36 protein-coding genes are annotated in these 24,180 nt (G+C 63.2%); 3 read left to right on the top strand and 33 right to left on the bottom strand.

The genetic code is table 11. The annotated features are described in order from the left end of the window. Positions 1 to 111: 111 nt before the first annotated feature. From CK230_RS16030 to rpsL, 33 genes are all read right to left on the bottom strand, one after another. A complete protein-coding gene (locus CK230_RS16030; RefSeq protein ID WP_095818129.1) occupies positions 112 to 1,422 on the bottom strand; it encodes a replication-associated recombination protein A in 1,311 nt (436 codons plus the stop codon). A 124-nt stretch (positions 1,423 to 1,546) separates the two neighbouring features. Continuing rightward, complete coding sequence (locus CK230_RS16035) at positions 1,547 to 3,034, bottom strand: DegQ family serine endoprotease (protein ID WP_095818130.1); 1,488 nt, start codon at positions 3,032 to 3,034, stop codon at positions 1,547 to 1,549. A 193-nt stretch (positions 3,035 to 3,227) separates the two neighbouring features. Continuing rightward, positions 3,228 to 3,659 (bottom strand): 50S ribosomal protein L17, encoded by a 432-nt coding sequence (gene rplQ, locus CK230_RS16040; RefSeq protein ID WP_095818131.1) that lies wholly within the window; start codon positions 3,657 to 3,659, stop codon positions 3,228 to 3,230. A gap of 104 nt (positions 3,660 to 3,763) precedes the next feature. Further along, positions 3,764 to 4,774, bottom strand: coding sequence for a DNA-directed RNA polymerase subunit alpha (locus CK230_RS16045; RefSeq protein WP_040994640.1), 1,011 nt, complete (start codon positions 4,772 to 4,774; stop codon positions 3,764 to 3,766). 97 nt (positions 4,775 to 4,871) lie between these two features. Further along, on the bottom strand, positions 4,872 to 5,261 hold the full coding sequence (gene rpsK, locus CK230_RS16050; protein WP_006205444.1) for a 30S ribosomal protein S11: 390 nt from the start codon (positions 5,259 to 5,261) through the stop codon (positions 4,872 to 4,874). Between the two features lie 124 nt (positions 5,262 to 5,385). Further along, entirely contained in the window at positions 5,386 to 5,754 is a 369-nt protein-coding gene (gene rpsM / locus CK230_RS16055; RefSeq protein WP_027170351.1) for a 30S ribosomal protein S13, read from the bottom strand. A 244-nt stretch (positions 5,755 to 5,998) separates the two neighbouring features. Then, positions 5,999 to 6,589 (bottom strand): adenylate kinase, encoded by a 591-nt coding sequence (locus tag CK230_RS16060; protein WP_095818132.1) that lies wholly within the window; start codon positions 6,587 to 6,589, stop codon positions 5,999 to 6,001. Further along, positions 6,586 to 7,926, bottom strand: coding sequence for a preprotein translocase subunit SecY (gene secY, locus CK230_RS16065; protein WP_095818133.1), 1,341 nt, complete (start codon positions 7,924 to 7,926; stop codon positions 6,586 to 6,588). Before secY ends, CK230_RS16060 begins: the two co-directional genes overlap by 4 nt. 258 nt (positions 7,927 to 8,184) lie before the next feature. After that, positions 8,185 to 8,658 carry a 50S ribosomal protein L15 gene (gene rplO, locus CK230_RS16070; protein ID WP_095818175.1) on the bottom strand — a complete coding sequence of 158 codons (474 nt, stop codon included), beginning with the start codon at positions 8,656 to 8,658 and terminating at the stop codon, positions 8,185 to 8,187. Positions 8,659 to 8,680: 22 nt separating this feature from the next. After that, positions 8,681 to 8,878, bottom strand: coding sequence for a 50S ribosomal protein L30 (gene rpmD / locus CK230_RS16075; RefSeq protein ID WP_027170355.1), 198 nt, complete (start codon positions 8,876 to 8,878; stop codon positions 8,681 to 8,683). Positions 8,879 to 8,903: 25 nt separating this feature from the next. Beyond that, the gene (gene rpsE, locus CK230_RS16080; RefSeq protein ID WP_027046810.1) at positions 8,904 to 9,473 is read right to left on the bottom strand and encodes a 30S ribosomal protein S5; all 570 of its coding nucleotides are present in this window, start codon (positions 9,471 to 9,473) and stop codon (positions 8,904 to 8,906) included. 129 nt (positions 9,474 to 9,602) lie between these two features. After that, positions 9,603 to 9,965 (bottom strand): 50S ribosomal protein L18, encoded by a 363-nt coding sequence (gene rplR, locus CK230_RS16085; RefSeq protein WP_095818134.1) that lies wholly within the window; start codon positions 9,963 to 9,965, stop codon positions 9,603 to 9,605. 156 nt (positions 9,966 to 10,121) lie between these two features. Continuing rightward, a complete protein-coding gene (rplF, locus tag CK230_RS16090) occupies positions 10,122 to 10,655 on the bottom strand; it encodes a 50S ribosomal protein L6 (RefSeq protein ID WP_095818135.1) in 534 nt (177 codons plus the stop codon). 114 nt (positions 10,656 to 10,769) lie between these two features. Then, positions 10,770 to 11,168 carry a 30S ribosomal protein S8 gene (gene rpsH, locus CK230_RS16095; RefSeq protein ID WP_042642201.1) on the bottom strand — a complete coding sequence of 133 codons (399 nt, stop codon included), beginning with the start codon at positions 11,166 to 11,168 and terminating at the stop codon, positions 10,770 to 10,772. A 12-nt stretch (positions 11,169 to 11,180) separates the two neighbouring features. Further along, complete coding sequence (gene rpsN, locus CK230_RS16100; protein WP_095818136.1) at positions 11,181 to 11,486, bottom strand: 30S ribosomal protein S14; 306 nt, start codon at positions 11,484 to 11,486, stop codon at positions 11,181 to 11,183. A 26-nt stretch (positions 11,487 to 11,512) separates the two neighbouring features. After that, positions 11,513 to 12,091, bottom strand: a complete 579-nt coding sequence (gene rplE / locus CK230_RS16105; protein ID WP_042642197.1) for a 50S ribosomal protein L5 — start codon at positions 12,089 to 12,091, stop codon at positions 11,513 to 11,515. Continuing rightward, positions 12,084 to 12,398, bottom strand: coding sequence for a 50S ribosomal protein L24 (rplX, locus tag CK230_RS16110; RefSeq protein WP_042642195.1), 315 nt, complete (start codon positions 12,396 to 12,398; stop codon positions 12,084 to 12,086). The genes rplE and rplX overlap by 8 nt, the downstream gene beginning before the upstream one ends. Before the next feature lie 12 nt (positions 12,399 to 12,410). Beyond that, positions 12,411 to 12,779, bottom strand: a complete 369-nt coding sequence (gene rplN, locus CK230_RS16115) for a 50S ribosomal protein L14 (protein WP_006205457.1) — start codon at positions 12,777 to 12,779, stop codon at positions 12,411 to 12,413. 73 nt (positions 12,780 to 12,852) lie between these two features. Further along, positions 12,853 to 13,092 (bottom strand): 30S ribosomal protein S17, encoded by a 240-nt coding sequence (gene rpsQ, locus CK230_RS16120; protein WP_042642192.1) that lies wholly within the window; start codon positions 13,090 to 13,092, stop codon positions 12,853 to 12,855. Positions 13,093 to 13,096: 4 nt separating this feature from the next. After that, entirely contained in the window at positions 13,097 to 13,297 is a 201-nt protein-coding gene (rpmC, locus tag CK230_RS16125; RefSeq protein WP_042642190.1) for a 50S ribosomal protein L29, read from the bottom strand. A gap of 12 nt (positions 13,298 to 13,309) precedes the next feature. Further along, entirely contained in the window at positions 13,310 to 13,723 is a 414-nt protein-coding gene (rplP, locus tag CK230_RS16130) for a 50S ribosomal protein L16 (RefSeq protein WP_027170364.1), read from the bottom strand. 27 nt (positions 13,724 to 13,750) lie between these two features. Further along, positions 13,751 to 14,479 carry a 30S ribosomal protein S3 gene (rpsC, locus tag CK230_RS16135; protein ID WP_095818137.1) on the bottom strand — a complete coding sequence of 243 codons (729 nt, stop codon included), beginning with the start codon at positions 14,477 to 14,479 and terminating at the stop codon, positions 13,751 to 13,753. After that, positions 14,479 to 14,868, bottom strand: a complete 390-nt coding sequence (gene rplV / locus CK230_RS16140) for a 50S ribosomal protein L22 (RefSeq protein WP_010909277.1) — start codon at positions 14,866 to 14,868, stop codon at positions 14,479 to 14,481. Before rplV ends, rpsC begins: the two co-directional genes overlap by 1 nt. A 2-nt stretch (positions 14,869 to 14,870) precedes the next feature. Beyond that, positions 14,871 to 15,149: a 30S ribosomal protein S19 gene (gene rpsS, locus CK230_RS16145; RefSeq protein ID WP_006205463.1), complete on the bottom strand. Its 279-nt coding sequence runs from the start codon at positions 15,147 to 15,149 to the stop codon at positions 14,871 to 14,873. 16 nt (positions 15,150 to 15,165) lie between these two features. Next, on the bottom strand, positions 15,166 to 15,999 hold the full coding sequence (gene rplB, locus CK230_RS16150) for a 50S ribosomal protein L2 (protein WP_095818138.1): 834 nt from the start codon (positions 15,997 to 15,999) through the stop codon (positions 15,166 to 15,168). Between the two features lie 22 nt (positions 16,000 to 16,021). Beyond that, positions 16,022 to 16,315 (bottom strand): 50S ribosomal protein L23, encoded by a 294-nt coding sequence (locus CK230_RS16155; RefSeq protein ID WP_040983033.1) that lies wholly within the window; start codon positions 16,313 to 16,315, stop codon positions 16,022 to 16,024. After that, positions 16,312 to 16,932 carry a 50S ribosomal protein L4 gene (gene rplD / locus CK230_RS16160; protein ID WP_095818139.1) on the bottom strand — a complete coding sequence of 207 codons (621 nt, stop codon included), beginning with the start codon at positions 16,930 to 16,932 and terminating at the stop codon, positions 16,312 to 16,314. The genes CK230_RS16155 and rplD overlap by 4 nt, the downstream gene beginning before the upstream one ends. Continuing rightward, positions 16,932 to 17,648 carry a 50S ribosomal protein L3 gene (gene rplC / locus CK230_RS16165; RefSeq protein WP_095765515.1) on the bottom strand — a complete coding sequence of 239 codons (717 nt, stop codon included), beginning with the start codon at positions 17,646 to 17,648 and terminating at the stop codon, positions 16,932 to 16,934. Before rplC ends, rplD begins: the two co-directional genes overlap by 1 nt. Before the next feature lie 61 nt (positions 17,649 to 17,709). Continuing rightward, a complete protein-coding gene (gene rpsJ / locus CK230_RS16170; RefSeq protein ID WP_006205468.1) occupies positions 17,710 to 18,018 on the bottom strand; it encodes a 30S ribosomal protein S10 in 309 nt (102 codons plus the stop codon). A 68-nt stretch (positions 18,019 to 18,086) separates the two neighbouring features. Further along, positions 18,087 to 19,262, bottom strand: coding sequence for an elongation factor Tu (tuf, locus tag CK230_RS16175; RefSeq protein WP_095818140.1), 1,176 nt, complete (start codon positions 19,260 to 19,262; stop codon positions 18,087 to 18,089). A 65-nt stretch (positions 19,263 to 19,327) separates the two neighbouring features. After that, positions 19,328 to 21,418, bottom strand: coding sequence for an elongation factor G (fusA, locus tag CK230_RS16180; protein WP_095818141.1), 2,091 nt, complete (start codon positions 21,416 to 21,418; stop codon positions 19,328 to 19,330). Positions 21,419 to 21,445: 27 nt separating this feature from the next. Beyond that, positions 21,446 to 21,916, bottom strand: a complete 471-nt coding sequence (gene rpsG, locus CK230_RS16185; RefSeq protein WP_027170372.1) for a 30S ribosomal protein S7 — start codon at positions 21,914 to 21,916, stop codon at positions 21,446 to 21,448. 9 nt (positions 21,917 to 21,925) lie between these two features. After that, positions 21,926 to 22,297: a 30S ribosomal protein S12 gene (rpsL, locus tag CK230_RS16190; RefSeq protein ID WP_006202128.1), complete on the bottom strand. Its 372-nt coding sequence runs from the start codon at positions 22,295 to 22,297 to the stop codon at positions 21,926 to 21,928. A gap of 137 nt (positions 22,298 to 22,434) precedes the next feature. Between rpsL and CK230_RS33120 the strand changes: the two genes are divergently transcribed. From CK230_RS33120 to CK230_RS16200, 3 genes are all read left to right on the top strand, one after another. Continuing rightward, positions 22,435 to 22,773, top strand: coding sequence for a hypothetical protein (locus CK230_RS33120; RefSeq protein ID WP_176480116.1), 339 nt, complete (start codon positions 22,435 to 22,437; stop codon positions 22,771 to 22,773). Continuing rightward, positions 22,760 to 23,041: a transcriptional regulator gene (locus CK230_RS16195; protein ID WP_095818142.1), complete on the top strand. Its 282-nt coding sequence runs from the start codon at positions 22,760 to 22,762 to the stop codon at positions 23,039 to 23,041. Before CK230_RS33120 ends, CK230_RS16195 begins: the two co-directional genes overlap by 14 nt. A 77-nt stretch (positions 23,042 to 23,118) precedes the next feature. Beyond that, on the top strand, positions 23,119 to 24,048 hold the full coding sequence (locus tag CK230_RS16200; protein ID WP_095818143.1) for a Gfo/Idh/MocA family oxidoreductase: 930 nt from the start codon (positions 23,119 to 23,121) through the stop codon (positions 24,046 to 24,048). Positions 24,049 to 24,180 lie beyond the last annotated feature (132 nt).

Below are 24,180 nucleotides of genomic sequence, written 5' to 3' on the forward strand. Positions count from 1 at the left end.
CCCGGCACAATGCCGTCGCGCGGACCCGTCAGCCGGCCAACATAAACATTACAACTCCATTCAACGCTCAGCCGACAGGTTCCGAGCGAGCCGACCGCCGGGCAGCGCAGTTCAGCCGTTCCGTTCGCTGCGCAGCTTCGCCCAATATTCCAGCCGCTTGCGGATGTCGCGCTCGAACCCGCGTTCCGGCGGATCGTAGAAAGTGTGCCGGCCCATCTTCTCCGGAAAATAGTCCTGGCCTGAAAACGCGTCCGGCTCGTCGTGGTCGTAACGATACCCGGCGCCGTAGTCCTCCTGCTTCATCAGCTTGGTCGGCGCATTGAGGATGTGCTTGGGCGGCAGCAGCGAGCCGAACTCCTTGGCCGCCGCGGTCGCAGCCTTGAAGGCGGTGTAGACAGCGTTCGATTTCGGCGCGGTGGCGAGATAGACGGTGGCTTGAGCGAAGGCGAGCTCGCCCTCGGGCGAACCAAGATAGTCATAGGCGTCCTTGGCCGCATTGGCGACGACTAGCGCCTGCGGATCGGCGAGCCCGATATCCTCCACCGCCATGCGCACCAACCGGCGGCCGAGATAAAGCGGATCCTCGCCGGCGTCGAACATGCGGGCAAGATAGTAGAGCGCCGCGTCCGGATCGGAGCCCCGCACCGACTTATGCAGCGCCGAGATCAGGTTGTAATGGCCGTCCTGGCCCTTGTCATAGATTGGCGCGCGGCGCTGGATAACGCGCTGCAGGCCTTCAGGACCGAAGACTTCGCCTTTCTTGGCGGCGCGCCAGACTTCCTCGGCCAGCGTCAGCGAGGCGCGGCCGTCGCCGTCCGCCATGCGGATGAGCATAGCGCGCGCCTCATCGTCGAGCGGCAGCGCCCTGCCCTCGGTTTCTTCCGCTCGCGCCAGAAGCTTGGCGATGCTTTCCTCGCTCAGCGAACGGAACACCAGCACGCGCGCTCGCGACAGAAGCGCCGCGTTCAGCTCGAAGGACGGGTTCTCCGTGGTGGCGCCGACGAGCACCACGGTGCCGTCTTCCATCACCGGCAAAAACCCGTCCTGCTGGGCGCGGTTAAAACGATGGATCTCGTCGACGAAGAGCAGCGTCTGGCGGCCGTTGGCGCGCCTGAGCTTCGCCGCCTCGAAGACCTTCTTGAGGTCGGCGACGCCGGAAAACACTGCCGAGATCTGCTCGAAGGCAAGGTTGGTCTCGCCGGCGAGCAGCCGCGCCACCGTCGTCTTGCCAGTACCAGGCGGACCCCAGAAGATCATCGAGCCGAGCGAGCCGGAATCGATCAGCCTGGTCAGCGCGCCGTCCGGACCGGTCAGGTGCTCCTGGCCGACGACCTCGCCGAGATTTTTGGGGCGCAGCCGATCGGCCAGCGGCCGCCCGGGCGGCGCTTTCTCCGGCTCATCGGAACTGAACAGATCGGCCATGCAAGTCTTTTGGTTGAAACGCGATCCCGCTCCTTTGAGAGCATGATCTTGTCCGAACACCGGTTCCCGCTTTCTGCCAAGCGGACCTTCGGTTCGGGATCATGCTCTAAATGGGCAGACCGCCTCAATAACGCAACACCTGGCGCAGTATCTGCCCGCCGCGCTCGACGGTAAAGCGCCACCAGCGCGTGTCCTGCTGGGCAATTTGCGCCAGCGTCGCCGCGGTGTCGATGCTGGTGCCGTTCACCTCGCGCACGATATCGCCAGGCTGGAAGCCGAAATCGGCGGCCGGCGAATCGCGGCTGATATCGATAACGGTGACGCCCTTGAGATCGGTGCGAAGGCCAAGCCGCTGGGCAAGCCTGGGCGACAGCTCCGCGACCTTGGCGCCGGCGAAGGGACTGCGGCCGCGCAAGGTCACCTCGCTGGGCTTGGCGCCTTCCGGCGCGCGCTCCAGCGGGATTTCCAGCGTCGCCTGCTGGCCCTTGCTCAGCACGACGAAGGTCGCCTTGGTGCCGATCGACAGCGTCGCCATGCGATAGTCGAGCGCCTCGATGCTTTCGACCGGCGTGTTGTTGAGCGACAGGATGACGTCGCCGGGCTTCAGGCCGGCCTTGCCGGCGGGGCCGGAGCCTTCGACCGATGAAACCAATGCGCCGGTCGGCTTTTCCATGCCGAGCGATTCGGCGATCTGCGGCGTCACCAGTTCGAATTCCGCGCCGATATAGGGCCGCTCGAAGAAGTCGAGCCCGGCCTTGGCGGCGTCGGCGAAGGCGCGCACCATGTTCGCGGGAATGGCGAAGCCGATGCCGATCGAGCCGCCGCTGCGGCTATAGATCGCCGTGTTGATGCCGACCAGCTGGCCGCCCATGTTGATCAGCGCGCCGCCGGAATTGCCGGGGTTGATGGCGGCGTCGGTCTGGATGAAGTAGCCCGAATCCGAAACGCCGATATGGCTGCGGGCGAGCGCCGAGACAATGCCGCTGGTGGTGGTCTGGCCGACACCGAACGGATTGCCGATGGCCAGCACGAGATCACCGACCTCCAGCGCGTCGGAATCGCCGATGGCGATCACCGGGAACGGCTTGTCGGCCGAAATCTTGAGCACGGCGAGATCGAGCGTCTCGTCCTTGAGCATGACCTTCGAGGTGAATTCGCGCCCGTCGGCGGTCGCGACCTTCACCTCGTCGGCGTCCTTGATGACGTGATAGTTGGTGACGATGACGCCGCTTGGATCGACCAGCACGCCGGAGCCCAGCGAGGACTGCGCGCGCGGCTGGGCGCGGCCGAAGAACTCCTCGAAGAAGGGATCGCCTTCGAAAGGTGACGTCACCTTGGCGGTCTGCGAGGCGTAGACATTGACGACGGCAGGCGCCGTCTGCTTGACCAGCGGCGCGAAGGAAAGCTGCACCTCCTCGCGGCCGAACGGCACACGCTTGTCGGGCCCGGACGTGCCGTTCTCGCCTTCGACGCCATGCAAGAGATCGGTCAGCACATCGGAGAGGCCCGGATCGGCCGGCTTCGCGGCGTCCTCGGCAAAAGCCTGTCTTGCGGCCGGTGCCGCGACGAAGACGGCCAGCGCGGCAACAAGAAACAGTCGTTTGAGGTGCATTTTTCGAATCCCTCCAGATCGGGCGCCATTGTCCTGACGATTGTGCAGAATGAAAGGCTAATGCACAAATGCGACACTTGTCGCGCAAAAGCTTGAGCCTGGACGTGAAATATCCGCTCACTCGACTCAACCTGCTCCAAACGCAAAAAGGGGCCCGAAGGCCCCTTGAAGTCATTGAGGAAAAACGCAGGCCTCAGGCGGCCGCGGCTTCCTCATTAGCGCCCTCTGCCTCGAGGCGGGCGCGGTCGGCTGCGCCCTTGGCCGAGGTGTCGCGGTCGACGAATTCGATGACCGCCATGGCAGCCTTGTCGCCCTTGCGGAAGCCTGCCTTCATGATGCGCAGGTAGCCGCCGTTGCGGGTGGCGTAGCGCGGAGCGATGGTCTCGAAGAGGCGCTTGACGACACCTTCATTGCCGATCTGCGCGATCACCTGGCGGCGGGCGTGCAGGTCGCCGCGCTTGCCGAGCGTGACGAGCTTCTCGACGATCGGACGCAGGTCCTTCGCCTTCGGCAGGGTGGTGACGATCTGCTCGTGCTCGATCAGAGACACGGCGAGGTTGGCGAACATCGACTTGCGATGGCTGATGCTGCGGGCGAAACGACGGCCTTTGAAACCGTGGCGCATGGCTCTTTTCCTTCTTCAGTTGTTCAAGAGGCCACGGCCTCTGATGGTTTTCCGCATGACCGTCGGATCGAGCGGCTCACGCCGCCGATCCTTGGAATTCATGCTCAATATTGGTCTTCGTAACGCTTGGCGAGGTCTTCGATGTTTTCCGGCGGCCAGTCCGGCACTTCCATGCCGAGATGGAGGCCCATGGCCGCCAGCACTTCCTTGATCTCGTTCAGCGACTTGCGGCCGAAGTTCGGGGTGCGCAGCATCTCGGCTTCGGTCTTCTGGATCAGGTCGCCGATATAGACGATGTTGTCGTTCTTCAGGCAGTTGGCCGAACGCACCGAAAGTTCGAGCTCGTCGACCTTCTTGAGCAGCGCCGGGTTGAAGGCGAGCTCGGTGACGGCTTCGGTCGCGACTTCCTTCTGCGGCTCGTCGAAGTTGACGAACAGCGCGAGCTGGTCCTGCAGGATGCGGGCGGCGAAAGCGACCGCGTCCTCGCCCGAGATCGAGCCGTTGGTCTCGATGGTCATGGTCAGCTTGTCATAGTCGAGCACCTGGCCCTCGCGGGTGTTCTCGACCTTGTAGGAGACCTTCTTGACCGGCGAGTAGAGCGAGTCGACCGGGATCAGGCCAATCGGCGCGTCCTCTGCGCGGTTGCGCTCGGCCGGCACATAGCCCTTGCCGGTGTCGACGGTGAACTCCATGCGGATCTCGGCGCCCTCGTCCAGCGTGCAGATGACGTGGTCGGGGTTGAGGATTTCCACGTCGCCGACGGTCTGGATGTCGCCGGCGAGCACGGCGCCCGGGCCCTGCTTGCGAACGACCATGCGCTTGGGACCATCGCCTTCCATGCGGATGGCGATTTCCTTGATGTTGAGCACGATGTCAGTCACGTCCTCGCGCACGCCGGCGATGGACGAGAATTCATGCAGCACGCCGTCGATCTGCACGGCGGTGACGGCCGCGCCGCGCAGCGAAGACAGAAGTACGCGCCGCAGCGCGTTGCCAAGCGTCAGGCCGAAGCCGCGTTCGAGCGGCTCGGCCACCAGCGTGGTCAGCGTCTTCTTCTTCGACGAGAACTCGATCTTGTTCGGCTTGATCAGTTCCTGCCAGTTTTTCTGGATCATAAATGTTTTCCTTCCTTTGCCCCGCCACCATCCAATCGTGGCGGGCGACACGGAAAACCGCGGAGGAACGCCGTGGCGTTCGCGCGGCGCTTAAAAATCAGACGCGGCGCTTCTTGCGCGGACGGCAGCCATTGTGCGGGATCGGCGTCACGTCGCGGATCGAGGTGATGGTGAAGCCGGCCGCCTGCAGGGCGCGAAGGGCCGATTCACGGCCGGAGCCGGGGCCGCAGACCTCGACCTCGAGCATGCGCATGCCGTGTTCCTGCGCCTTCTTGGCGACGTCCTCGGCAGCCATCTGGGCGGCGAACGGGGTCGACTTGCGCGAACCCTTGAACCCTTGCGCACCGGCCGACGACCAGGCAATCGAATTGCCCTGCGCGTCGGTGATGGTGATCATGGTGTTGTTGAAGGTCGAATTGACGTGGGCAACGCCCGACGAGATGTTCTTGCGTTCGCGACGGCGAACACGAGCGGCTTCCTTGGCCATGGTAGTCCTTTCAGTTGATCTCTACACCGCCGTAATGCCAGCGGCTCCACCTTGGGAAGCGAGTAGGGAATAGTGAGTAGCGAATAGAGCCCTACTCGCTAATGACTACTCGCTATTCGCTCAATTACTTCTTCTTACCGGCGATCGCCTTGGCCGGGCCCTTGCGGGTGCGCGCATTGGTGTGCGTGCGCTGGCCGCGGACCGGCAGCGAGCGGCGGTGACGCAGGCCGCGGTAGCAGCCGAGGTCCATGAGCCGCTTGATGTTCATCGAGACTTCGCGGCGCAGGTCGCCTTCGACCTGGTAGTCGCGGTCGATCGTCTCGCGGATCTGCAGCACTTCCGCGTCGGTCAGCTGGTTGACGCGGCGGTCCGCCGGGATGCCGACCTTGTCGACGATCTCCTGGGCAAACTTCTTGCCGATGCCGTGAATGTACTGAAGCGCAATGACGACGCGCTTGTTGGTCGGAATGTTGACGCCGGCTATACGAGCCATTTTCTTCTCTTTCTCCATGTAGGCCGGGCAACCTTCAAAAAGGCAGGCCGGCGTTCAAGTTGTCCCGCGTCCGGTGGAGGCCGGCCCTTGCGGGAGTTTCCTGGTTCAAAGCGGACGCCTTGCCCGCAAGGGCAAGCAAAGTCCATGCCTGATAGGAAGACGGGCCGCCATACCCCAACGACCCACTTCAGTCAAGCGCAATCTTCAATTGTCGCCAAGCGCAATCTTCAATTGCCGGTCCGGCTCACTTCGCCACGGCCGCGAGCACCTTGCCGATCTCCGCGGTCACCGCATCGATACTGGCCATGCCGTCGACGGTGCTGAGCTTGCCTTTGGCGTAGTAGTAGCCGGTCAGCGGCGCCGTCTTCTTGTAGTACTCGCGCAGGCGTTCCTCGAAAACCGCCGGGTTGTCGTCCTTGCGCACCGGCTGGCCGGCGGCCTTGGCATCCTCCGCGCGTTTGACGATTCGCCCGACCAGCGCCTTGTCATCCACCACAAGCTCGATGACGGTGTCGAGCGCGATGCCGCGCTCGGCAAGCATGGCCTCGACCGCGTCCGCCTGCACCAGCGTGCGCGGATAGCCGTCGAGGATGAAGCCCTTCGCGCAATCCGGCTGATCGATGCGCTCGGCGACGATGGCGTTGACGATCGCGTCCGAGACCAGCTCGCCGGCATCCATCACCGCCTTGGCGCGCTTGCCCACTTCGGTTCCGGCCTGGACGGCGGCACGCAGCATGTCTCCCGTCGAGAGCTGTGGGATGCCGTGTTGTTCTACCAGTCTTTGTGCTTGCGTCCCCTTGCCCGCCCCTGGCGGCCCAAGCAATATAAGCCTCATCTGCTCCTCTTCCCCCCACGCAACTTCGACTTCTTGATCAGGCCCTCATACTGGTGCGCGATCAGGTGACCCTGAATCTGCGCCACCGTGTCGAGCGTGACACTGACCACGATCAGAAGCGATGTGCCACCGAGGTAGAAAGGTACGCCAGTCGCTGAAATCAGGAACTCAGGCAGCAGACAGACCAGCACCAGGTAGATGGCGCCGATGACGGTGATACGCGTCAGAACATAGTCGATATATTCGGCTGTGCGCTCGCCCGGACGATAGCCCGGGATGAAGCCGGAATGCTTCTTGAGCTGGTCGGCCGTGTCCTTCGGATTGAAGACGATCGCCGTGTAGAAGAAGGCGAAGAAGACGATCATGCCCGCATAGAAGATCATGTAGAGCGGCTGGCCGTGGCCGAGCGAGGCCAGGATGGTGCTTGCCCAGGCCGGCAGGTTCGTCGCCTGCGAAAAGCCCGCGACGGTTGCCGGCAAAAGCAGCAGCGACGACGCGAAGATCGGCGGGATGACGCCGGAGGTGTTGAGCTTCAGCGGCAGATGCGAGGTGTCGCCCTGGAACATGCGGTTGCCGACCTGGCGCTTCGGATACTGAATGAGCAGTCGGCGCTGCGCGCGCTCGAAGAAGACGATGAGCGCGATGACGACAATGGCCAGCACGATGATCGCGAGGATGAGGCCCGTCGACAGCGCGCCTGTTCGGCCGAGCTCCAGCGTGCCGGAGATCGCCCGCGGCAGGCCGGCGACGATGCCGGAGAAGATGATCAGCGATATGCCGTTGCCGATGCCGCGCGCCGTGATCTGCTCGCCGAGCCACATCAGGAACATGGTGCCGCCGACCAGCGTGACGACGGTCGAGATGCGGAAGAACATGCCGGGATCGTTGACGATGCCGTTGCCGCCTTCCAGACCGATCGAAATGCCGTAGGCCTGGATCAGCGCCAGGAGCACGGTGCCATAGCGCGTGTACTGGTTGATGATCTTGCGGCCCTGCTCGCCTTCCTTCTTCAGCGCTTCCAGCGACGGGATGACCGAGGTCATCAGCTGCATGATGATGGAGGCGGAGATGTAGGGCATGATGCCCAGCGCGAAGATCGCCATGCGCTGCACGGCGCCGCCGGCGAACATGTTGAACATGCCGAGCACGCCCTTGCTCTGCGAGGAGAAGGCCTGGGCAAAAGCGTCGGGGTTGATGCCGGGAAGCGGGATGTAGGTGCCGAGGCGGTAGACGAGCAGCGCACCGATGGTGAACCAGATGCGCTTCTTGAGGTCCTCGGCCTTGGCGAAGGCCGCGAAATTCAGATTGGAGGCTAGTTGTTCAGCAGCCGAAGCCATGCCTGATTCTCCGCTAGAGCATGATGCCGAAAAGTGTGGAGCGGTTTTCGGACAACAGCCTGCTCTACTTTCATTGATTTCCGTGTCACGCTCGACGCCCCCAGCTCAGGCGGCGCGTGTCACCGAAGCTCACGAGATAAGCTCCGGACCTTAAACATGCAAGCGGCCGCGTTGACGCGGCCGCCCAATTCATCTGGTCAAAGCGCGGTTCGAGGGAAAATGCGAAGTCATCCCGCTCGGCCGCGCTTCAAATCGCCGTTACTCGGCGGCGGCCGCTTCCGGCAGCTTCACCGAACCGCCGGCCTTCTCGATCTTCTCGATCGCGGCCTTGGAGGCGCCGGCGACGTCGAAGGAGAGCTTGGCCTTCAGCTCGCCGTCGGACAGCACGCGCACGCCGTCCTTGGCGCGGCGGATGACGCCGGCAGCAACCAGGGCCTCGGCCGTCACGGCTGCCTTGGCGTCGAGCTTCTTGGCGTCGATCGCCGCCTGGATCTTGGCCAGCGACACAATCGCGAAGCTCTTGCCGAACAGGTTGTTGAAGCCGCGCTTCGGCAGGCGACGATAGAGTGGCATCTGGCCACCCTCGAAGCCGTTGATGGCAACGCCCGAACGGGCCTTCTGGCCCTTGACGCCGCGACCGCCGGTCTTGCCCGAGCCGGAGCCGATGCCGCGACCGAGGCGCTTCTTGGAATGCGTGGCGCCGTCCTTGTCACGCAGATCGTTGAGTTTCATCATTCTTCTCCTGCGCTTCCGTTCAGGCCTCGTCCACGACGCGGACGAGGTGCTGGACGGCGGCGATCATGCCGCGCACGGAAGGGGTATCTTCCAGCGTGCGCCGCTTGTGCATCTTGTTCAGGCCGAGGCCGACCAGCGTCGCGCGCTGCTCCTTCGGCCGGCGGATCGGCGAACCGATCTGCTCGACGGTGATGGTCTTGGTAGCTTTCTTGGCCATGGTCGAAATCCCTGGTCAGTGTCGACTATTCTTCAGCCGCAACGGCGGTGCCGCGGCGGGCCTGAAGGGTCGAGTACTTGATGCCGCGCGCGGCAGCCACATCCTTCGGATGCATCTGGCTCTTCAGCGCGTCGAAGGTGGCCCGAACCATGTTGTAGGGGTTCGACGAACCCATCGACTTGGCGACCACGTCATGCATGCCGAGCGTCTCGAAGACGGCGCGCATCGGACCGCCGGCGATGATGCCGGTACCCTGCTTGGCGGCGCGCAGCAGAACGCGTCCGGCGCCCCAGCGGCCCTCGACGTCGTGATGCAGCGTGCGGCCCGAACGCAGCGGCACGAAGATCATGTCGCGCTTCGCCGATTCGGTCGCCTTGCGGATGGCTTCCGGCACTTCGCGCGCCTTGCCGTGGCCGAAGCCAACGCGGCCCTTCTGGTCGCCGACGACGACGAGAGCGGCAAAGCCGAAACGACGGCCACCCTTCACCACCTTGGCGACGCGGTTGATGTGGACGAGCTTGTCCACCATGCCGTCGTCACGCTCTTCGCGTTCACGCTCGCGGCCGCGGCCGCCTTCTCTACGTTCCTGTGCCATATCCTAGTCCTTGTTCTTTTCCGGAAGCACGGGTTGCTGTTTGCCGATGCAGCTTTGGGTCATCGGCGGCGAACTTTTTTCCTTTGCATGATCTTTTCCGAAAAGTCTGCAACTTTTCGGGATCATGCATTAGAAGCTCAACCCGCCTTCGCGGGCAGCCTCGGCCAGCGCCTTGACGCGGCCGTGATAGATGTACGGGCCGCGATCGAAGACGACTTCCTTGACGCCGGCCTTCGAAGCGCGCTCGGCGATCAGCTTGCCGACCGCTGCGGCGGCCGCCGTGTCGGCACCGGTCTTGAGCGAACCCTTGAGGTCCTTCTCGAGCGTCGAGGCGGCGGCCAGGGTATGGCCGTTGGCATCGTCGATGACCTGGACGTAGATGTTCTTCGAGGTGCGGTGCACCGAAAGCCGCGGACGCGCGCCGGCGACCTTCTTCAGCTGGCGGCGTACGCGCTGCGCGCGGCGCTGGATGGTTTCCTTAGGGCTGGGCATATTTTCAGTTCCTTGCCTTCAGTAGACGGGGGCAACCCTGTGCGGTAGGCCGAGCCTCCCGCGGCGGCTCCCCGCGGCGTTACACTTCTCTGGCCTGGGCCTTTCCAAAAGTTTGCAACTTCTTGTTGCGCTGACCTTCGGTTCAGGCCAAGCCTATTACTTCTTCTTGCCTTCCTTGCGCACGATGCGCTCGTCGGCATAGCGCACGCCCTTGCCCTTGTACGGCTCCGGGCCGCGATATTCGCGGATCTCGGCGGCGACCTGGCCGACCTGCTGCTTGTCGATGCCCGAGACCGTGATTTCGGTCGGCTTCGGCACGGTGATCGTGATGCCCTGGGGCGTCTCATAGACAACGTCGTGGCTGAAGCCGAGAGCCAGTTGCAGGTTCTTGCCCTGCAGCGCTGCGCGGTAACCGACGCCGGTGATCTCGAGCTTCTTCTCGAAGCCGTCCTTCACGCCCTGCAGGATGTTGACGATCTGCGTGCGCGACATGCCCCACTTGGAGCGCGCATTCTTGGTCTGGTCGCGCGGCTCGACGGAGATTTCATTGTTCTCCATCTTGACCAGCACTTCGTCGTTCACCACGAACTTCAGCTCGCCCTTCGGGCCCTTCGCCGTCACGGTCTGGCCGTTGACGGAGGCGGTCACGCCCTGCGGCAGCGAAACGGGTTTCTTTCCGATACGAGACATTTTTGTCTCCTTCTTTCCTTAACTGCTGTGAATGGTGAATGGTAAAATGGTGAATAGCGCGATCAAAGTTCCGTGCAGTTTCACCATTCACTATTCACCACTGACCATTCACCCTTAGAAGATCTGGCAAAGGATCTCGCCGCCGACATTCTGCTCACGCGCTTCATGGTCGGCCATGACGCCCTTCGGCGTCGAGAGGATCGCGATGCCGAGGCCGTTGGCGACCTGCGGGATCGACTTGGCCGAGACATAGACGCGGCGGCCGGGCTTCGAGACGCGCTCGATTTCGCGCACGACCGGAGCGCCGTCGAAATACTTCAGCTCGATCTCGATTTCCGACTTGCCGTTTTCGAAATCGGTCTGGCTGTAGTCGCGGATATAGCCTTCCGACTTCAGCACTTCGAGGACGCGGGCGCGCAGACGCGAGGCCGGGGTCGAGACGCTCGACTTCTTGCGGCCATAGGCGTTGCGGATGCGGGTCAGCATATCGCCGAGAGGATCGCTCAATGACATCTCAGTGTCTCCTTACCAGCTCGACTTGACCAGGCCCGGGATCTGGCCGGTATTGCCCAGATCGCGAAGCGCGATACGCGAAAGCTTCAGCTTGCGATAATAGGCGCGCGGACGGCCCGTGACTTCGCAGCGGTTACGGATGCGGATCTTGGCCGAGTTGCGCGGCAGCGCCGAAAGCTTCAACTGGGCGCGGAAACGCTCTTCCATCGGCTTGGACTGATCCATGACGATGGCCTTGAGCGCCGCGCGCTTGGCGGCGTACTGGTCGGCGAGTTTGCGGCGCCGGTTGTTCTTCTCGACTGAGCTGGTCTTTGCCATTTCAGATTTTTCCTTTTTCGCTGCCGTTACTGGCGGAAGGGGAAGTTGAAGGCCTTGAGCAGTGCTCTGGCCTCGTCGTCCGTCTTCGCCGTCGTACAAACGATGACGTCCATGCCCCAGACCTGATCAACCTTGTCGTAGTTGATCTCCGGGAACACGATGTGTTCCTTGATGCCCATGGCATAGTTGCCACGGCCGTCAAAGCTCTTCGGGTTCAGTCCGCGGAAGTCGCGAACGCGCGGCAGCGCGATGTTCACGAGGCGGTCGAGGAACTCGTACATGCGTTCCTTGCGCAGCGTGACCTTGGCGCCGATCGGCATATTCTCGCGCACCTTGAAGCCGGCAATCGAGTTGCGGGCGCGGGTGACGACGGCCTTCTGGCCGGCGATCAGCGCGAGATCCTCGGCCGCGACCGAGGGCTTCTTGGAATCGGCGGTTGCTTCGCCGACACCCATGTTCAGCACGATCTTGTCGATGCGCGGAACCTGCATCTCGTTGTCGTAGCCGAACTGCTCCTGCAGCGCCTTGCGGATGGTCTCCTGATAGACCTTCTTGAGGCGCGGCTCGTTCTTGGCAGCCGCCTGCTTGGTTTCAGCCTTAGCCATTGATGACTTCTCCCGAGCGCTTGGCGACGCGCACCTTCTTGCCGTCCTTCTGGATGGTGAAGCCGACGCGGGTCGGCTTGCCATCCTTGGGGTCGGCCAGCGCGATATTCGACAGGTGGATCGGCGCTTCCTTGGTGATGATCCCGCCCTCTTGGGACTGGGTCTGCTTCTGGTGACGGCGAATGAGGTTCACGCCGCGGACAACCGCGGTGTCTTCCTTCGGCTGCACCGACAGGACTTCGCCCGAACGGCCCTTGTCCTTGCCAGCAAGCACGACGACCTTGTCGCCTTTTTTGATCTTTTGCATTGGTCCGGCTCCTTACAGCACTTCAGGCGCGAGCGAGATGATCTTCATGTGGTTCTTGGCGCGCAGCTCGCGCGGAACCGGTCCGAAGATACGGGTGCCGATCGGCTCTTTCTTATTGTCAACGAGAACGGCCGCGTTCTTGTCGAAACGGATCACGCTGCCGTCGGGGCGGCGGATGTCCTTGGCCGTGCGAACCACGACCGCCTTCATCACATCGCCCTTCTTAACGCGGCCGCGCGGAATGGCTTCCTTGATCGACACCACGATGATGTCGCCGACGGATGCGTACTTCCGCTTCGAGCCGCCCAGCACCTTGATGCACATGACACGACGGGCGCCGGAATTGTCCGCGACGTCGAGGTTTGTTTGCATCTGAATCATGACTGGCCGCCTTCTTCTTTTCTAACGGGACGGGTGCTTTCACCCCTCCCCGGTCTGTCCAAAATTCGTTTGTTTACGCCTGGTCCGAGGTAACCACGACCCAGCGCTTGTCCTTCGAAATCGGCTTCGATTCCTGGATGAACACCTGGTCGCCGACCTTGTGGGCGTTGTTCTCGTCGTGCGCCTTGTACTTCTTGGTCATGCGCACGGTCTTCTTCATCACCGGATGCGTGAAGCGACGCTCGACCTTGACGACGACCGTCTTCTCGTTCTTGTCGCTGACGACGGTGCCCTGCAGGATACGCTTCGGCATGGTCTTAACCCTTCTTGGCCGCGGCTTTTTCCGCGGCGATGGTCTTGATGCGCGCGATGTCCTTGCGGACCTGCTTCACGCGCGCGGTCTTCTCGAGCTGGCCGGTGGCCTTCTGGAAGCGCAGGTTGAACTGCTCCTTCTTGAGGGCCGCCAGGTCGTCGGTCAGCTGATCCTGGGTCTTGGTCCGGATGTCTTCGGCTTTCATGATCGGCTGTCCTTATTCTGCGATGCGCTGCACGAAGCGCGTCTTGACCGAGAGCTTGGCGGCGCCGAGACGCAGCGCCTCACGCGCGGTCTCCTCGCTGACGCCATCGATCTCGAACATGATGCGGCCGGGCTTGACGCGCGCCGCCCAATAGTCAACGGCGCCCTTGCCCTTACCCATGCGGACTTCGGTCGGCTTCGAGGTGACCGGCAGATCCGGGAACACCCGGATCCAGACGCGGCCGGCGCGCTTCATCTCGCGGGTGATCGCGCGGCGGGCCGCCTCGATCTCACGCGCGGTGACGCGGTTCGGCTCAAGCGCCTTCAGTCCGAAACCACCGAAATCCAGGTTGGTGCCGCCCTTGGCGGTACCGTGGATACGGCCCTTGAACTGCTTACGGAACTTTGTGCGCTTTGGCTGCAGCATCGTTCTAACTCCAAATTCTCAAATGTCTCAGGCGTTCTCGCGACGACGGCCGCGTTCACGCTCACCACCACCGCCGCCATGCGCTGCGTCACCCTCGGTGGCGCGACGCTCGGAGGCCATCGGGTCGTGCTCGAGGATCTCGCCCTTGAACACCCACACCTTGACGCCGCAGATGCCGTAAGCCGTGTTCGCCTCGGCCGTGCCGTAGTCGACATCGGCGCGCAGCGTATGCAGCGGCACGCGGCCTTCGCGGTACCACTCCATGCGCGCGATTTCGGCGCCGCCGAGACGGCCGGAGCAGTTGATGCGGATGCCTTCGGCGCCCAGACGCATGGCCGACTGAACGGCACGCTTCATGGCGCGGCGGAACGCGATGCGGCGCTCGAGCTGCTGGGCAATCGACTGGGCGATCAGCGTGGCGTCGATTTCCGGCTTGCGCACTTCAACGATGTTGAGGTGCGTCTCGGACTTCGTCATCTCGGTCAGCTTCTTGCGCAGCTTCTCGATGTCGGCGCCCTTCTTGCCGATGATCAGGCCCGGACGCGCCGCGTGGATGGTGACGCGGCACTTCTTGTGCGGACGCTCGATCACGACCTTGGAGATCGCGGCCTGCTTGAGCTCCTTCTCGAGATACTTGCGGATCTTGAGGTCCTCATGCAGCAGCTGGCCGTATTCGCCGGTATTCGCGAACCAGCGCGAATCCCAGGTGCGGTTGATGCCGAGACGCAGCCCGATCGGATTGACTTTCTGGCCCATTATGCGGCCTCCCCTTTTTCCTCGACTTCACGAACGACGATCGTGAGGTGCGAGAACGGCTTCTCGATACGGCTGGCGCGACCGCGGCCACGAGCGTGGAAGCGCTTCATGACGATCGACTTGCCGACATAGGCTTCCGCCACCACCAGCGCATCGACGTCGAGGTCGTGATTGTTTTCCGCGTTGGCGATCGCCGACTCCAGCGTCTTCTTGACCGTGCCGGAAATCCGCTTGGCCGAGAATTCGAGGTCGGAAAGCGCGGTCGCGACCTTCTTGCCGCGGATCAGCGCGGCAACCAGGTTGAGCTTCTGCGGGCTGATACGGATCGTGCGCAGAACGGCACGCGCCTCGTTATCAGCAAGCCTGCGCGGAGCTTTGGCCTTGCCCATGATTATTTCCTCTTCGCCTTCTTATCCGCGCCATGACCGTAATAGGTCCGGGTCGGAGCGAATTCACCGAACTTGTGGCCGACCATGTCCTCGTTCACCGAGACCGGGACGTGCTTCTGGCCGTTGTAGACACCGAAGGTGAAGCCGACGAACTGCGGCAGGATGGTGGAGCGACGGCTCCACATCTTGATCACCTCATTGCGACCACCTTCACGAACCTTGTCCACCTTCTTGAGAAGGTAGCCGTCGATGAAGGGGCCTTTCCAAATCGAACGAGTCACTTGGCGTTACCTCTTCTTAGCTCTTGCGCTGATGACGCGAGCGCAGGATGAACTTATCGGTCGCCTTGTTGGACCGCGTCTTCTTGCCCTTGGTCGGCTTGCCCCAGGGCGAAACCGGATGACGGCCGCCCGAGGTGCGGCCTTCGCCGCCGCCGTGCGGATGGTCGACCGGGTTCATGGTCACGCCGCGATTGTGCGGACGCTTGCCGCGCCACACGGTGCGACCGGCCTTGCCGTCGTTGATGTTGCCGTGATCGGGGTTCGACACGGCGCCGACGGTGGCCATGCAGGAACCGTGCACGACGCGCTGCTCACCCGAGTTGAGGCGCAGGATCGCCATGCCCTGGTCGCGGCCGACGAGCTGGGCGTAACCGCCGGCCGAACGGGCGACCTGGCCGCCCTTGCCCGGCTTGAGCTCGATGTTGTGGACGATCGTGCCGACCGGCATCGAGGCCAACGGCATCGCGTTGCCCGGCTTCACGTCGACCGCTTCGCCGGCCACGATCTTGTCGCCGGCAGCAAGGCGCTGCGGGGCCAGGATGTAGGACAGCTCGCCATCGTCATACTTGATCAGTGCGATGAAGGCGGTGCGGTTCGGATCGTATTCGATACGCTCGACCGTGCCGACGACGTCGTACTTCTTACGCTTGAAGTCGATGATGCGGTACGAACGCTTGTGACCGCCGCCGATGAAGCGGGCCGTGATGCGGCCGTAATTGTTGCGGCCGCCCGACTTGGTCAGGCCTTCGGTCAGGCCCTTGACGGGCTTGCCCTTGTAGAGGCCCGAGCGGTCGACGATGACCAGCTGGCGGGTGCTCGGCGTTACCGGGTTGAATTTCTTAAGTGCCATTGTCCTGTCCTCGCGGCCTTGCTCAGAGACCCGTCGCGACGTCGATCGACTGGCCGTCGGCCAGCGTCACAACCGCCTTCTTGACGTCGCCCTGGCGGCCAACGGTGCCGCGGAAGCGCTTGATCTTGCCCTTGCGGACGAGCGTGTTCACAGCCGTCACCTTGACGCCGAAGAGAGCTTCCACGGCTGCCTTGATTTCCGGCTTCGACGCCTTCTTGGCGACGTTGAAGACGACCTGGTTCTGCTCGGAAGCCATGGTCGACTTTTCGGTGATCGCCGGCGAGACGATCACGTCGTAATGACGAAGGTCGGTCATTTGAAGCGCTCCTCGAGAGCCTCGACGGCGGCCTTCGAAAGGACCAGCGTGCCGCGGCGCAAAATGTCGTAGACGTTGATGCCCTGGATGGGCAGCACGTCGATGTTCGGAATGTTGGTCGCCGCCAGCTTGAAGTTCTGGTCAAGCTCGGCGCCGCCGATCACCAGGGCGTTGGTCAGCCCCAGCGTCTCGAGGTTCGCCGCCAGCGCCTTGGTCTTGGCGTCGGCAAGTTTCAGCTCGTCGATGATGATGAGCGAAGCGCTCTTGGCCTTGGCCGACAGAGCATGCTTCAAGCCGAGGGCGCGCACCTTCTTCGGCAGCTCGTGCTCATGGCTGCGGACGACCGGGCCGTGCGCCTTGCCACCGCCGCGGAACTGCGGAGCGCGAGCCGAGTGGTGACGGGCGCGGCCCGTACCCTTCTGCTTGTACATCTTGGCGCCGGTGCGCGCGATCTCGGCGCGGCCCTTGGCCTTGTGCGTGCCCTGCTGCTTCTTGGCGAGCTGCCAGCGCACGACGCGCTGCAGGATGTCCTCGCGCGGATCAAGGCCGAAAATCTCCTCGGAGAGTTTCACCTTGCCGGCGTCCTTGCCGCCCAGCGTTGTGATCTTGAGATCCATTATTCGGCTCCCTCAGTGGCCGGGGCTTCGTTCTTGGCGGCAGCAGCGCGGATTGCCGCAGGCTTCGGCGCATTGGCCGGCAGCGCAACCTTGGCAGCGTCGCGAACCAGGATCCAGGCGCCCTTGACGCCGGGAACCGCGCCGCGGATCAGGATCAGGCCGCGATCGGCGTCGGTCGAGACGACCTCGACATTCTGCGTGGTCACGCGGGTGTCGCCCATGTGGCCGGCCATCTTCTTGCCCTTGAACACCTTGCCGGGGTCCTGGCGCTGGCCGGTCGAGCCGTGCGTGCGGTGCGAGACCGAGTTACCGTGCGTGGCACGACCACCACCCATGTGGTGCCGCTTGATCACGCCCTGGAAACCCTTGCCGGTCGAAGTGCCGGTGACGTCAACCTTTTGGCCGGCGACGAAATGCTCGACGGTCAGCTCGGCGCCGACGTCGATCATGTTGTCGGCGGAGACGCGGAACTCCGCGACCTTGGCCTTGGGCTCGACGGACGCGGCGGCGAAATGGCCGCGCATCGCCTTCGACGTGTTCTTCACCTTGGCAAGGCCAACGCCGAGCTGGACGGCGGTGTAGCCGTTCTTCTCCTGCGTGCGCTGAGCCACGACCTGGCAGTTCTCCATCTGGAGAACGGTGACGGGAACGTGTTCCCCGGCATCGTTGTAGATGCGGGTCATTCCCACCTTCTTTGCAATCACACCTGAACGCATCGGTTCAATTCCTTTAGAGTTCCGGGCCAGGGGCAGCGCCCCTTACCGCGCTCTCAATCCCTTAGAGCTTGATCTCGACGTCGACACCGGCGGCCAGATCGAGCTTCATCAAAGCATCGACCGTCTGCGGGGTCGGATCGACGATGTCGAGCAGACGCTTGTGCGTGCGCATCTCGAACTGCTCGCGGCTCTTCTTGTCGACGTGGGGCGACCGGTTGACCGTGAATTTTTCGATCCGCGTCGGCAGCGGAATGGGGCCGCGGACGTTGGCGCCGGTGCGCTTGGCGGTCGACACGATTTCGCGCGTCGAGGCGTCGAGCACCCGGTGGTCAAACGCCTTAAGGCGGATGCGGATATTCTGTCCGTTCATGCGTCAATTCCTTGTTCTGGCGCGGCGCGGGCAGCTCCCGCGCCCGCGACAGATCCGTTTCAGTCCAATTACTCTTTGATGGTGACGACGATGCCGGCACCGACGGTGCGGCCGCCTTCACGGATGGCGAAGCGCAGCTTCTCTTCCATCGCAATCGGCACGATCAGCTCGACGTCGACGGTGATGTTGTCGCCGGGCATCACCATCTCGGTGCCGGCCGGCAGCGTCACGATGCCGGTCACGTCGGTCGTGCGGAAGTAGAACTGCGGACGGTAGTTGGTGAAGAACGGCGTGTGACGGCCGCCCTCGTCCTTGGTCAGGATGTAGGCTTCGGCCACGAACTTCTTGTGCGGCTTCACCGAGCCCGGCTTGGCCAGAACCTGGCCGCGCTCGACGCCTTCACGGTCGACGCCGCGCAGCAGCGCGCCGATGTTGTCGCCGGCCTGGCCCTGGTCGAGCAGCTTGCGGAACATTTCCACGCCCGTGCAGGTCGTCTTGGTGGTCGGACGGATGCCGACGATCTCCAGTTCCTCGCCGACCTTGACCACGCCACGCTCGACGCGGCCGGTCACCACCGTGCCGCGGCCCGAGATCGAGAACACGTCCTCGATCGGCATCAGGAACGGCTTGTCCAGCGGACGAACCGGGGTCGGGATGTAGGCGTCGACCTGAGCCATCAGCTCGCGGATGGCGTCCTCGCCGATGGTCTTGTTCGAGTCTTCCAAAGCAGCCAGCGCCGAGCCCTTGACGATCGGAATGTCGTCGCCGGGGAACTCGTTCTTCGACAGAAGCTCGCGAACCTCGAGCTCGACCAGCTCGAGCAGCTCGGCGTCGTCGACCTGATCGACCTTGTTGAGGAACACCACGATCGAGGGAACGCCAACCTGACGAGCAAGCAGGATGTGCTCGCGGGTCTGCGGCATCGGGCCGTCGGCGGCCGACACGACCAGGATCGCGCCGTCCATCTGGGCGGCACCGGTGATCATGTTCTTCACATAGTCGGCGTGGCCGGGGCAGTCGACATGGGCATAGTGACGGTTGGCCGTCTCATACTCGACATGCGCCGTCGAGATCGTGATGCCGCGCGCCTTCTCTTCCGGCGCTGCGTCGATCTGGTCATAGCGCTTGTATTCGCCAAAATACTTCGTGATCGCCGCCGTCAGCGACGTCTTGCCATGATCGACGTGGCCGATCGTGCCAATGTTCACATGCGGCTTGGTGCGCTCGAATTTACCTTTTGCCATGTGATCTCTCCATTCCTGCCTGCCCGTGCGGGCCTTGAATTAAGGTCTCGTGCAACCCGCTCGAGTTACGCGTATTTCTTCTGAACTTCCTGGGCGACCGCGGTCGGAACCGGCTCGTAGTGGTCGAACTGCATCGTGTACTGGGCGCGGCCCTGCGACATCGAACGCAGATTGTCGACGTACTTGAACATGTTCGCCAGCGGCACCATCGCGTTGATGACGACGGCAACGCCGCGCGCTTCCTGACCCTGGATCTGGCCACGACGGCCGTTGAGGTCGCCGATGACGCCGCCGACATAGTCTTCCGGCGTCACGACCTCGACCTTCATGATCGGCTCGAGAAGCTGCACGCCAAGGCGCGGAGCGGCTTCCTTGAAGCAGGCGCGGGAGGCGATTTCGAACGCCAGCACCGAGGAGTCGACGTCGTGGAAGGCGCCGTCAACGAGGGTCGCCTTGACGCCGATCATCGGGAAGCCGGCGAACGGGCCGGAGCCCATGACGCTGTTGATGCCCTTCTCGACGCCCGGGATGTATTCCTTCGGAACGGCACCGCCGACGATCTTGGACTCGAACACGAACTCTTCGCTCTCGGTATTCGGCTCGAAGATGATCTTGACGCGAGCGAACTGGCCGGTACCGCCGGTCTGCTTCTTGTGCGTGTAATCCTGCTCGTGCGTGCGGGTGATGGTCTCGCGATAAGCCACCTGCGGCGCGCCGACATTGGCCTCCACCTTGAACTCGCGGCGCATGCGGTCGACGATGATGTCGAGATGCAGCTCGCCCATGCCGGCGATGATGGTCTGGCCCGATTCCTCGTCGGTCTTGACGCGGAAGGACGGATCCTCAGCCGCCAGGCGATGCAGCGCGAGGCCCATCTTTTCCTGGTCGTTCTTGGTCTTCGGCTCGATGGCGATCTGGATGACCGGATCGGGGAATTCCATGCGCTCGAGGATGACCGGGTGCAGCGGATCGCAGAGAGTGTCGCCGGTGGTCGTGTCCTTGAGGCCGGCCAGCGCAACGATGTCGCCGGCATAGGCTTCCTCGATGTCGGCGCGCGAGTTCGCATGCATCTGCAGCATGCGGCCGATGCGCTCCTTCTTGCCCTTCACCGTGTTGTCGAGCGAGGTGCCCTTGGTGAGCTTGCCCGAATAGATGCGGGCGAAGGTCAGCGAACCGACGAACGGGTCGTTCATGATCTTGAACGCCAGCATCGACAGCGGCTCGTTGTCATCGGCATGACGCTCGATCTCGGCGTCGGTCTTGGCGTCGACGCCCTTGATGGCCGGCACGTCAATCGGCGACGGCAGGTATTCGACGACGGCGTCGAGCAACGGCTGCACGCCCTTGTTCTTGAAGGCCGAGCCGCAGAACATCGGGAAGAACTTGACTGCGATAGTGCCCTTGCGGATCAGCGCGCGGATCTCGTCGTTCGACGGCATCTTGCCTTCGAGGTAATTCTCGAGCGCGGTCTCGTCCATCTCGACGGCGGCTTCGATCATCTTCTCGCGGTACTGCTCGGCCTTGGCCTTGAGGTCGGCCGGGATCTCGACGACGTCCCAGGCAGCGCCCAGGGTCTCGTCGCGCCAGACAAGCGCGTTCATCTCGACCAGGTCGACGACGCCCTTGAACTCGGTCTCGGCGCCGATCGGCAGTTGCATGACGACCGCCTGCGCGCCGAGGCGCGAACCAATCATCTCTTCCGAGCGGTAGAAGTCGGCGCCGATCTTGTCCATCTTGTTGCAGAAGATCATGCGCGGCACGTGGTACTTGTCGGCCTGGCGCCACACGGTCTCGGTCTGCGGCTCGACACCGGCGTTGGCGTCGAGCAGCGCGATGGCGCCGTCGAGCACGCGCAGCGAACGCTCGACTTCGATGGTGAAGTCGACGTGTCCGGGAGTGTCGATGATGTTGAAGCGGCGCATCTTGCCGTCACGGCCCTTCCAGAAGGTCGTGGTCGCCGCCGACGTGATGGTGATGCCGCGTTCCTGCTCCTGCTCCATCCAGTCCATGGTGGCAGCGCCGTCATGGACTTCGCCGATCTTGTGCGACTTGCCCGTGTAGTACAGGACGCGCTCGGTCGTCGTCGTCTTGCCGGCGTCGATATGCGCCATGATACCGAAATTGCGGTAGTCTTCGATCTTGTATTCGCGGGCCATGGGAGGTGCCTCTCAGTCTCTGTCGCGTTACCAGCGGTAATGCGCGAAGGCGCGGTTGGCTTCCGCCATCTTGTGGGTGTCTTCACGCTTCTTGACGGCGGTGCCGCGGTTGTTGGCCGCGTCCATCAGCTCGCCCGAGAGGCGGTCGACCATGGTGGTCTCGTTGCGGTTGCGGGCCGCGGCGATCAGCCAGCGGATGGCCAGCGCCTGACGGCGCTCAGGGCGCACGTCGACCGGAACCTGGTAGGTGGCGCCGCCGACGCGACGCGAGCGCACTTCCACATGCGGCGCAACATTGTCGAGCGCCTGGTGGAAGACGGTGACCGGCTCCTGCTTGGTCTTGGCCTGGACCTGGTCCAGCGCGCCATAGACGATGGTCTCGGCAACCGACTTCTTGCCGTCATACATGACGGCGTTCATGAACTTGGTGACGATCAGATCGCCGAACTTGGGATCCGGATTGATCTCACGCTTTTCTGCACTGTGACGACGGGACATGGGAAACCCTTACTTCGGACGCTTGGCGCCGTATTTCGAACGACGCTGCTTGCGGTTCTTCACACCCTGCGTGTCGAGCACGCCGCGGATGATGTGGTAGCGGACGCCCGGCAGATCCTTGACGCGACCGCCGCGGATCATGACCACCGAGTGTTCCTGAAGGTTGTGACCTTCGCCGGGGATGTAGCCGATCACTTCAAAACCGTTGGTCAGGCGAATCTTGGCCACCTTGCGCAGCGCCGAGTTCGGCTTCTTCGGCGTCGTGGTGTAGACGCGCGTGCAGACGCCCCGCTTCTGCGGGTTCTGCTGCATGGCCGGGACCTTGTTGCGCTTCACCGGCGCCAGGCGCGGCTTGCGGATCAGCTGGTTGACGGTAGGCATTAAACCCTCTTGTCTCTCAATTCCGTGTCTGCCCTGTCAGGGCCGCTCAAAGCGTCATTTCCATACGCGAATTCGGGCAACACACCGCGCCTCGCGGTCCTGCCCGAACAAATTGCAGAGGAAGCGGAAGCCGCTTCATGCGCGCCGGAAATGTCTTTTCGCTCGTAAAACGAACCCTGTTTGAGACAAACTCCAAAGCGTGTCGCCTCGGAAAGGCTGGTCTCACATCGGTTCTGACGTCGCGGCTTCTACTCGTAAGGCCATTGCCCGTCAACCCCGCAACGGCAAATATTGCGGTCAATTCGAGGCTTGGCAGCCATGCGCAAAACGCATGTAATTTTATTGCGCCTTTTTTCAAGAGCGAGGAAGAAAGTGACCGGCTTGCGGCTGTCTTCCGCGCCAGCTTCGTGCCAAAAGGCGGCTTGAGCCCGGACTTTCCGCCGGAAAACGAGGAATCAGCCCGTGAACGACAATGAAGAACGGCCGGTCACCATCATCACCGGACGAGTCTGGCGCAAGAAAGGCGGCAAGCCGGAAGGCGTGCATGTGATGCTGGTTGCGCCCGACGATGATTCTGCCGTTCGCCGCGCGCTCGAATCACTCGCCGCGGAAGGATTCGCCGAGGCCGAGCTCGACCAAATCGGCGATATGGAGGGCGAGCCTGACGAGGAGCCGCATCTGTCGGCCTATCAGGGCGCGCTGGAAGGCGAGGTCTCGATCGTCACTTTCGACGAGCCGTTGTGATCTCGCTGCCAGGCGCAGCGTCCCTTCCCCGCTCTGTCCCTCTATTAGAACAGCCATTCTTTCCTTCCGGAGTTCCCATGACCAGCAATCCCATCAAGCTCGGCATCGTCGGCGTGGGCAAGATTGTCCGCGACCAGCATCTGCCGGCGGTGGCCAAGGACGGCGACTATCAGCTCGCCGCCGCGGCCAGCCGCCACGGCAAGGTCGACGGCATCCCGAACTATCCAACGATCGAGGCGATGCTTGCGGCTGAACCTGGCCTTGAGGCGGTCTCGCTCTGCATGCCGCCGCAGTTCCGCTACGATGCCGCGCGCACCGCGCTGGAAGCAAAGAAGCATGTGTTCCTCGAAAAGCCACCGGGCGCCACGGTGAGCGAGGTCGAGCACCTCAAGGCGCTTGCCGCAAAGAACGGTGTCTCGCTCTTCGCCAGCTGGCATTCGCGCTATGCGCCGGCGGTCGAGGCCGCGCGTAGTTTCCTCGCTTCGGCCAAGCTGACTTCCGCCGCCGTCAACTGGAAGGAAGACGTGCGACGCTGGCATCCGAACCAGGAATGGATCTGGGAGCCCGGCGGCTTCGGCGTCTTCGATCCGGGCATCAACGCGCTGTCGATCGCCACCCACATCCTGCCGCCGATGTTCATCACCTCGGCCGTGCTCGACTTTCCGGAGAACCGCGCGGCTCCGGTCGCGGCGCATGTCGCCTTCCGCACGTCCAACGGCCTGCCGGTGACGATGGAACTCGACTGGCTGCAGACCGGCCCGCAGAGCTGGGACATCTTGGCTGAAACCGACAAGGGCAAGATGGTGCTGTCGGGCGGCGGCGCCAAGCTCGCCGTCGACGGCAAGGTCGTTCACGACGAGCCGGAGGCCGAATATCCAATGCTTTACAAGCGGTTCGCCGAGATCGTTCGCGCGGGCACCTCCGATGTCGACCTCGCGCCGCTGCAACACGTCGCCGACGCTTTCATGCTGGGCAAGCGCAACGTGGTCGAGGCGTTTTTCGATTGAGTTGTGCACGCGAGGGATCGCGGACCCGCCTGGAATGCACGCTAGCGCCAGGTCGACCCCCACTCCGTCTCGGCTTCGCCGAGCCACCTCTCCCCCGATCGACGGGGTAGAGGAAAGGCGCCAAGCTTTTTT

It is taken from the genome of Mesorhizobium sp. WSM3859 (assembly GCF_002295065.1).
Classification (GTDB): Bacteria; Pseudomonadota; Alphaproteobacteria; order Rhizobiales; family Rhizobiaceae; genus Mesorhizobium.

Bases quoted from the DNA above. Each gene is read 5' to 3' on its own strand.
- CK230_RS16030 (WP_095818129.1), bottom strand. From the start codon at position 1,422: ATGGCCGATCTGTTCAGTTCCGATGAGCCGGAGAAAGCGCCGCCCGGG.
- CK230_RS16035 (WP_095818130.1), bottom strand. From the start codon at position 3,034: ATGCACCTCAAACGACTGTTTCTTGTTGCCGCGCTGGCCGTCTTCGTC.
- rplQ (WP_095818131.1), bottom strand. From the start codon at position 3,659: ATGCGCCACGGTTTCAAAGGCCGTCGTTTCGCCCGCAGCATCAGCCAT.
- CK230_RS16045 (WP_040994640.1), bottom strand. From the start codon at position 4,774: ATGATCCAGAAAAACTGGCAGGAACTGATCAAGCCGAACAAGATCGAG.
- rpsK (WP_006205444.1), bottom strand. From the start codon at position 5,261: ATGGCCAAGGAAGCCGCTCGTGTTCGCCGTCGCGAACGCAAGAACATC.
- rpsM (WP_027170351.1), bottom strand. From the start codon at position 5,754: ATGGCTCGTATAGCCGGCGTCAACATTCCGACCAACAAGCGCGTCGTC.
- CK230_RS16060 (WP_095818132.1), bottom strand. From the start codon at position 6,589: ATGAGGCTTATATTGCTTGGGCCGCCAGGGGCGGGCAAGGGGACGCAA.
- secY (WP_095818133.1), bottom strand. From the start codon at position 7,926: ATGGCTTCGGCTGCTGAACAACTAGCCTCCAATCTGAATTTCGCGGCC.
- rplO (WP_095818175.1), bottom strand. From the start codon at position 8,658: ATGAAACTCAACGATCTGCGTGACAAGGACGGCGCCACGCATTCCAAG.
- rpmD (WP_027170355.1), bottom strand. From the start codon at position 8,878: ATGGCCAAGAAAGCTACCAAGACCATCACCGTCGAGCAGATCGGTTCG.
- rpsE (WP_027046810.1), bottom strand. From the start codon at position 9,473: ATGGCACAGGAACGTAGAGAAGGCGGCCGCGGCCGCGAGCGTGAACGC.
- rplR (WP_095818134.1), bottom strand. From the start codon at position 9,965: ATGCCCAGCCCTAAGGAAACCATCCAGCGCCGCGCGCAGCGCGTACGC.
- rplF (WP_095818135.1), bottom strand. From the start codon at position 10,655: ATGTCTCGTATCGGAAAGAAACCCGTTTCGCTGCCGCAGGGCGTGACC.
- rpsH (WP_042642201.1), bottom strand. From the start codon at position 11,168: ATGTCATTGAGCGATCCTCTCGGCGATATGCTGACCCGCATCCGCAAC.
- rpsN (WP_095818136.1), bottom strand. From the start codon at position 11,486: ATGGCAAAGACCAGCTCAGTCGAGAAGAACAACCGGCGCCGCAAACTC.
- rplE (WP_042642197.1), bottom strand. From the start codon at position 12,091: ATGGCTAAGGCTGAAACCAAGCAGGCGGCTGCCAAGAACGAGCCGCGC.
- rplX (WP_042642195.1), bottom strand. From the start codon at position 12,398: ATGCAAAAGATCAAAAAAGGCGACAAGGTCGTCGTGCTTGCTGGCAAG.
- rplN (WP_006205457.1), bottom strand. From the start codon at position 12,779: ATGATTCAGATGCAAACAAACCTCGACGTCGCGGACAATTCCGGCGCC.
- rpsQ (WP_042642192.1), bottom strand. From the start codon at position 13,092: ATGCCGAAGCGTATCCTGCAGGGCACCGTCGTCAGCGACAAGAACGAG.
- rpmC (WP_042642190.1), bottom strand. From the start codon at position 13,297: ATGAAAGCCGAAGACATCCGGACCAAGACCCAGGATCAGCTGACCGAC.
- rplP (WP_027170364.1), bottom strand. From the start codon at position 13,723: ATGCTGCAGCCAAAGCGCACAAAGTTCCGTAAGCAGTTCAAGGGCCGT.
- rpsC (WP_095818137.1), bottom strand. From the start codon at position 14,479: ATGGGCCAGAAAGTCAATCCGATCGGGCTGCGTCTCGGCATCAACCGC.
- rplV (WP_010909277.1), bottom strand. From the start codon at position 14,868: ATGGGCAAGGCCAAAGCTCCGCGCAGGCTTGCTGATAACGAGGCGCGT.
- rplB (WP_095818138.1), bottom strand. From the start codon at position 15,999: ATGGCACTTAAGAAATTCAACCCGGTAACGCCGAGCACCCGCCAGCTG.
- CK230_RS16155 (WP_040983033.1), bottom strand. From the start codon at position 16,315: ATGACCGACCTTCGTCATTACGACGTGATCGTCTCGCCGGCGATCACC.
- rplD (WP_095818139.1), bottom strand. From the start codon at position 16,932: ATGGATCTCAAGATCACAACGCTGGGCGGCAAGGACGCCGGCAAGGTG.
- rplC (WP_095765515.1), bottom strand. From the start codon at position 17,648: ATGCGTTCAGGTGTGATTGCAAAGAAGGTGGGAATGACCCGCATCTAC.
- rpsJ (WP_006205468.1), bottom strand. From the start codon at position 18,018: ATGAACGGACAGAATATCCGCATCCGCCTTAAGGCGTTTGACCACCGG.
- tuf (WP_095818140.1), bottom strand. From the start codon at position 19,262: ATGGCAAAAGGTAAATTCGAGCGCACCAAGCCGCATGTGAACATTGGC.
- fusA (WP_095818141.1), bottom strand. From the start codon at position 21,418: ATGGCCCGCGAATACAAGATCGAAGACTACCGCAATTTCGGTATCATG.
- rpsG (WP_027170372.1), bottom strand. From the start codon at position 21,916: ATGTCCCGTCGTCACAGTGCAGAAAAGCGTGAGATCAATCCGGATCCC.
- rpsL (WP_006202128.1), bottom strand. From the start codon at position 22,297: ATGCCTACCGTCAACCAGCTGATCCGCAAGCCGCGCCTGGCGCCGGTG.
- CK230_RS33120 (WP_176480116.1), top strand. From the start codon at position 22,435: ATGCGCGCCGGAAATGTCTTTTCGCTCGTAAAACGAACCCTGTTTGAG.
- CK230_RS16200 (WP_095818143.1), top strand. From the start codon at position 23,119: ATGACCAGCAATCCCATCAAGCTCGGCATCGTCGGCGTGGGCAAGATT.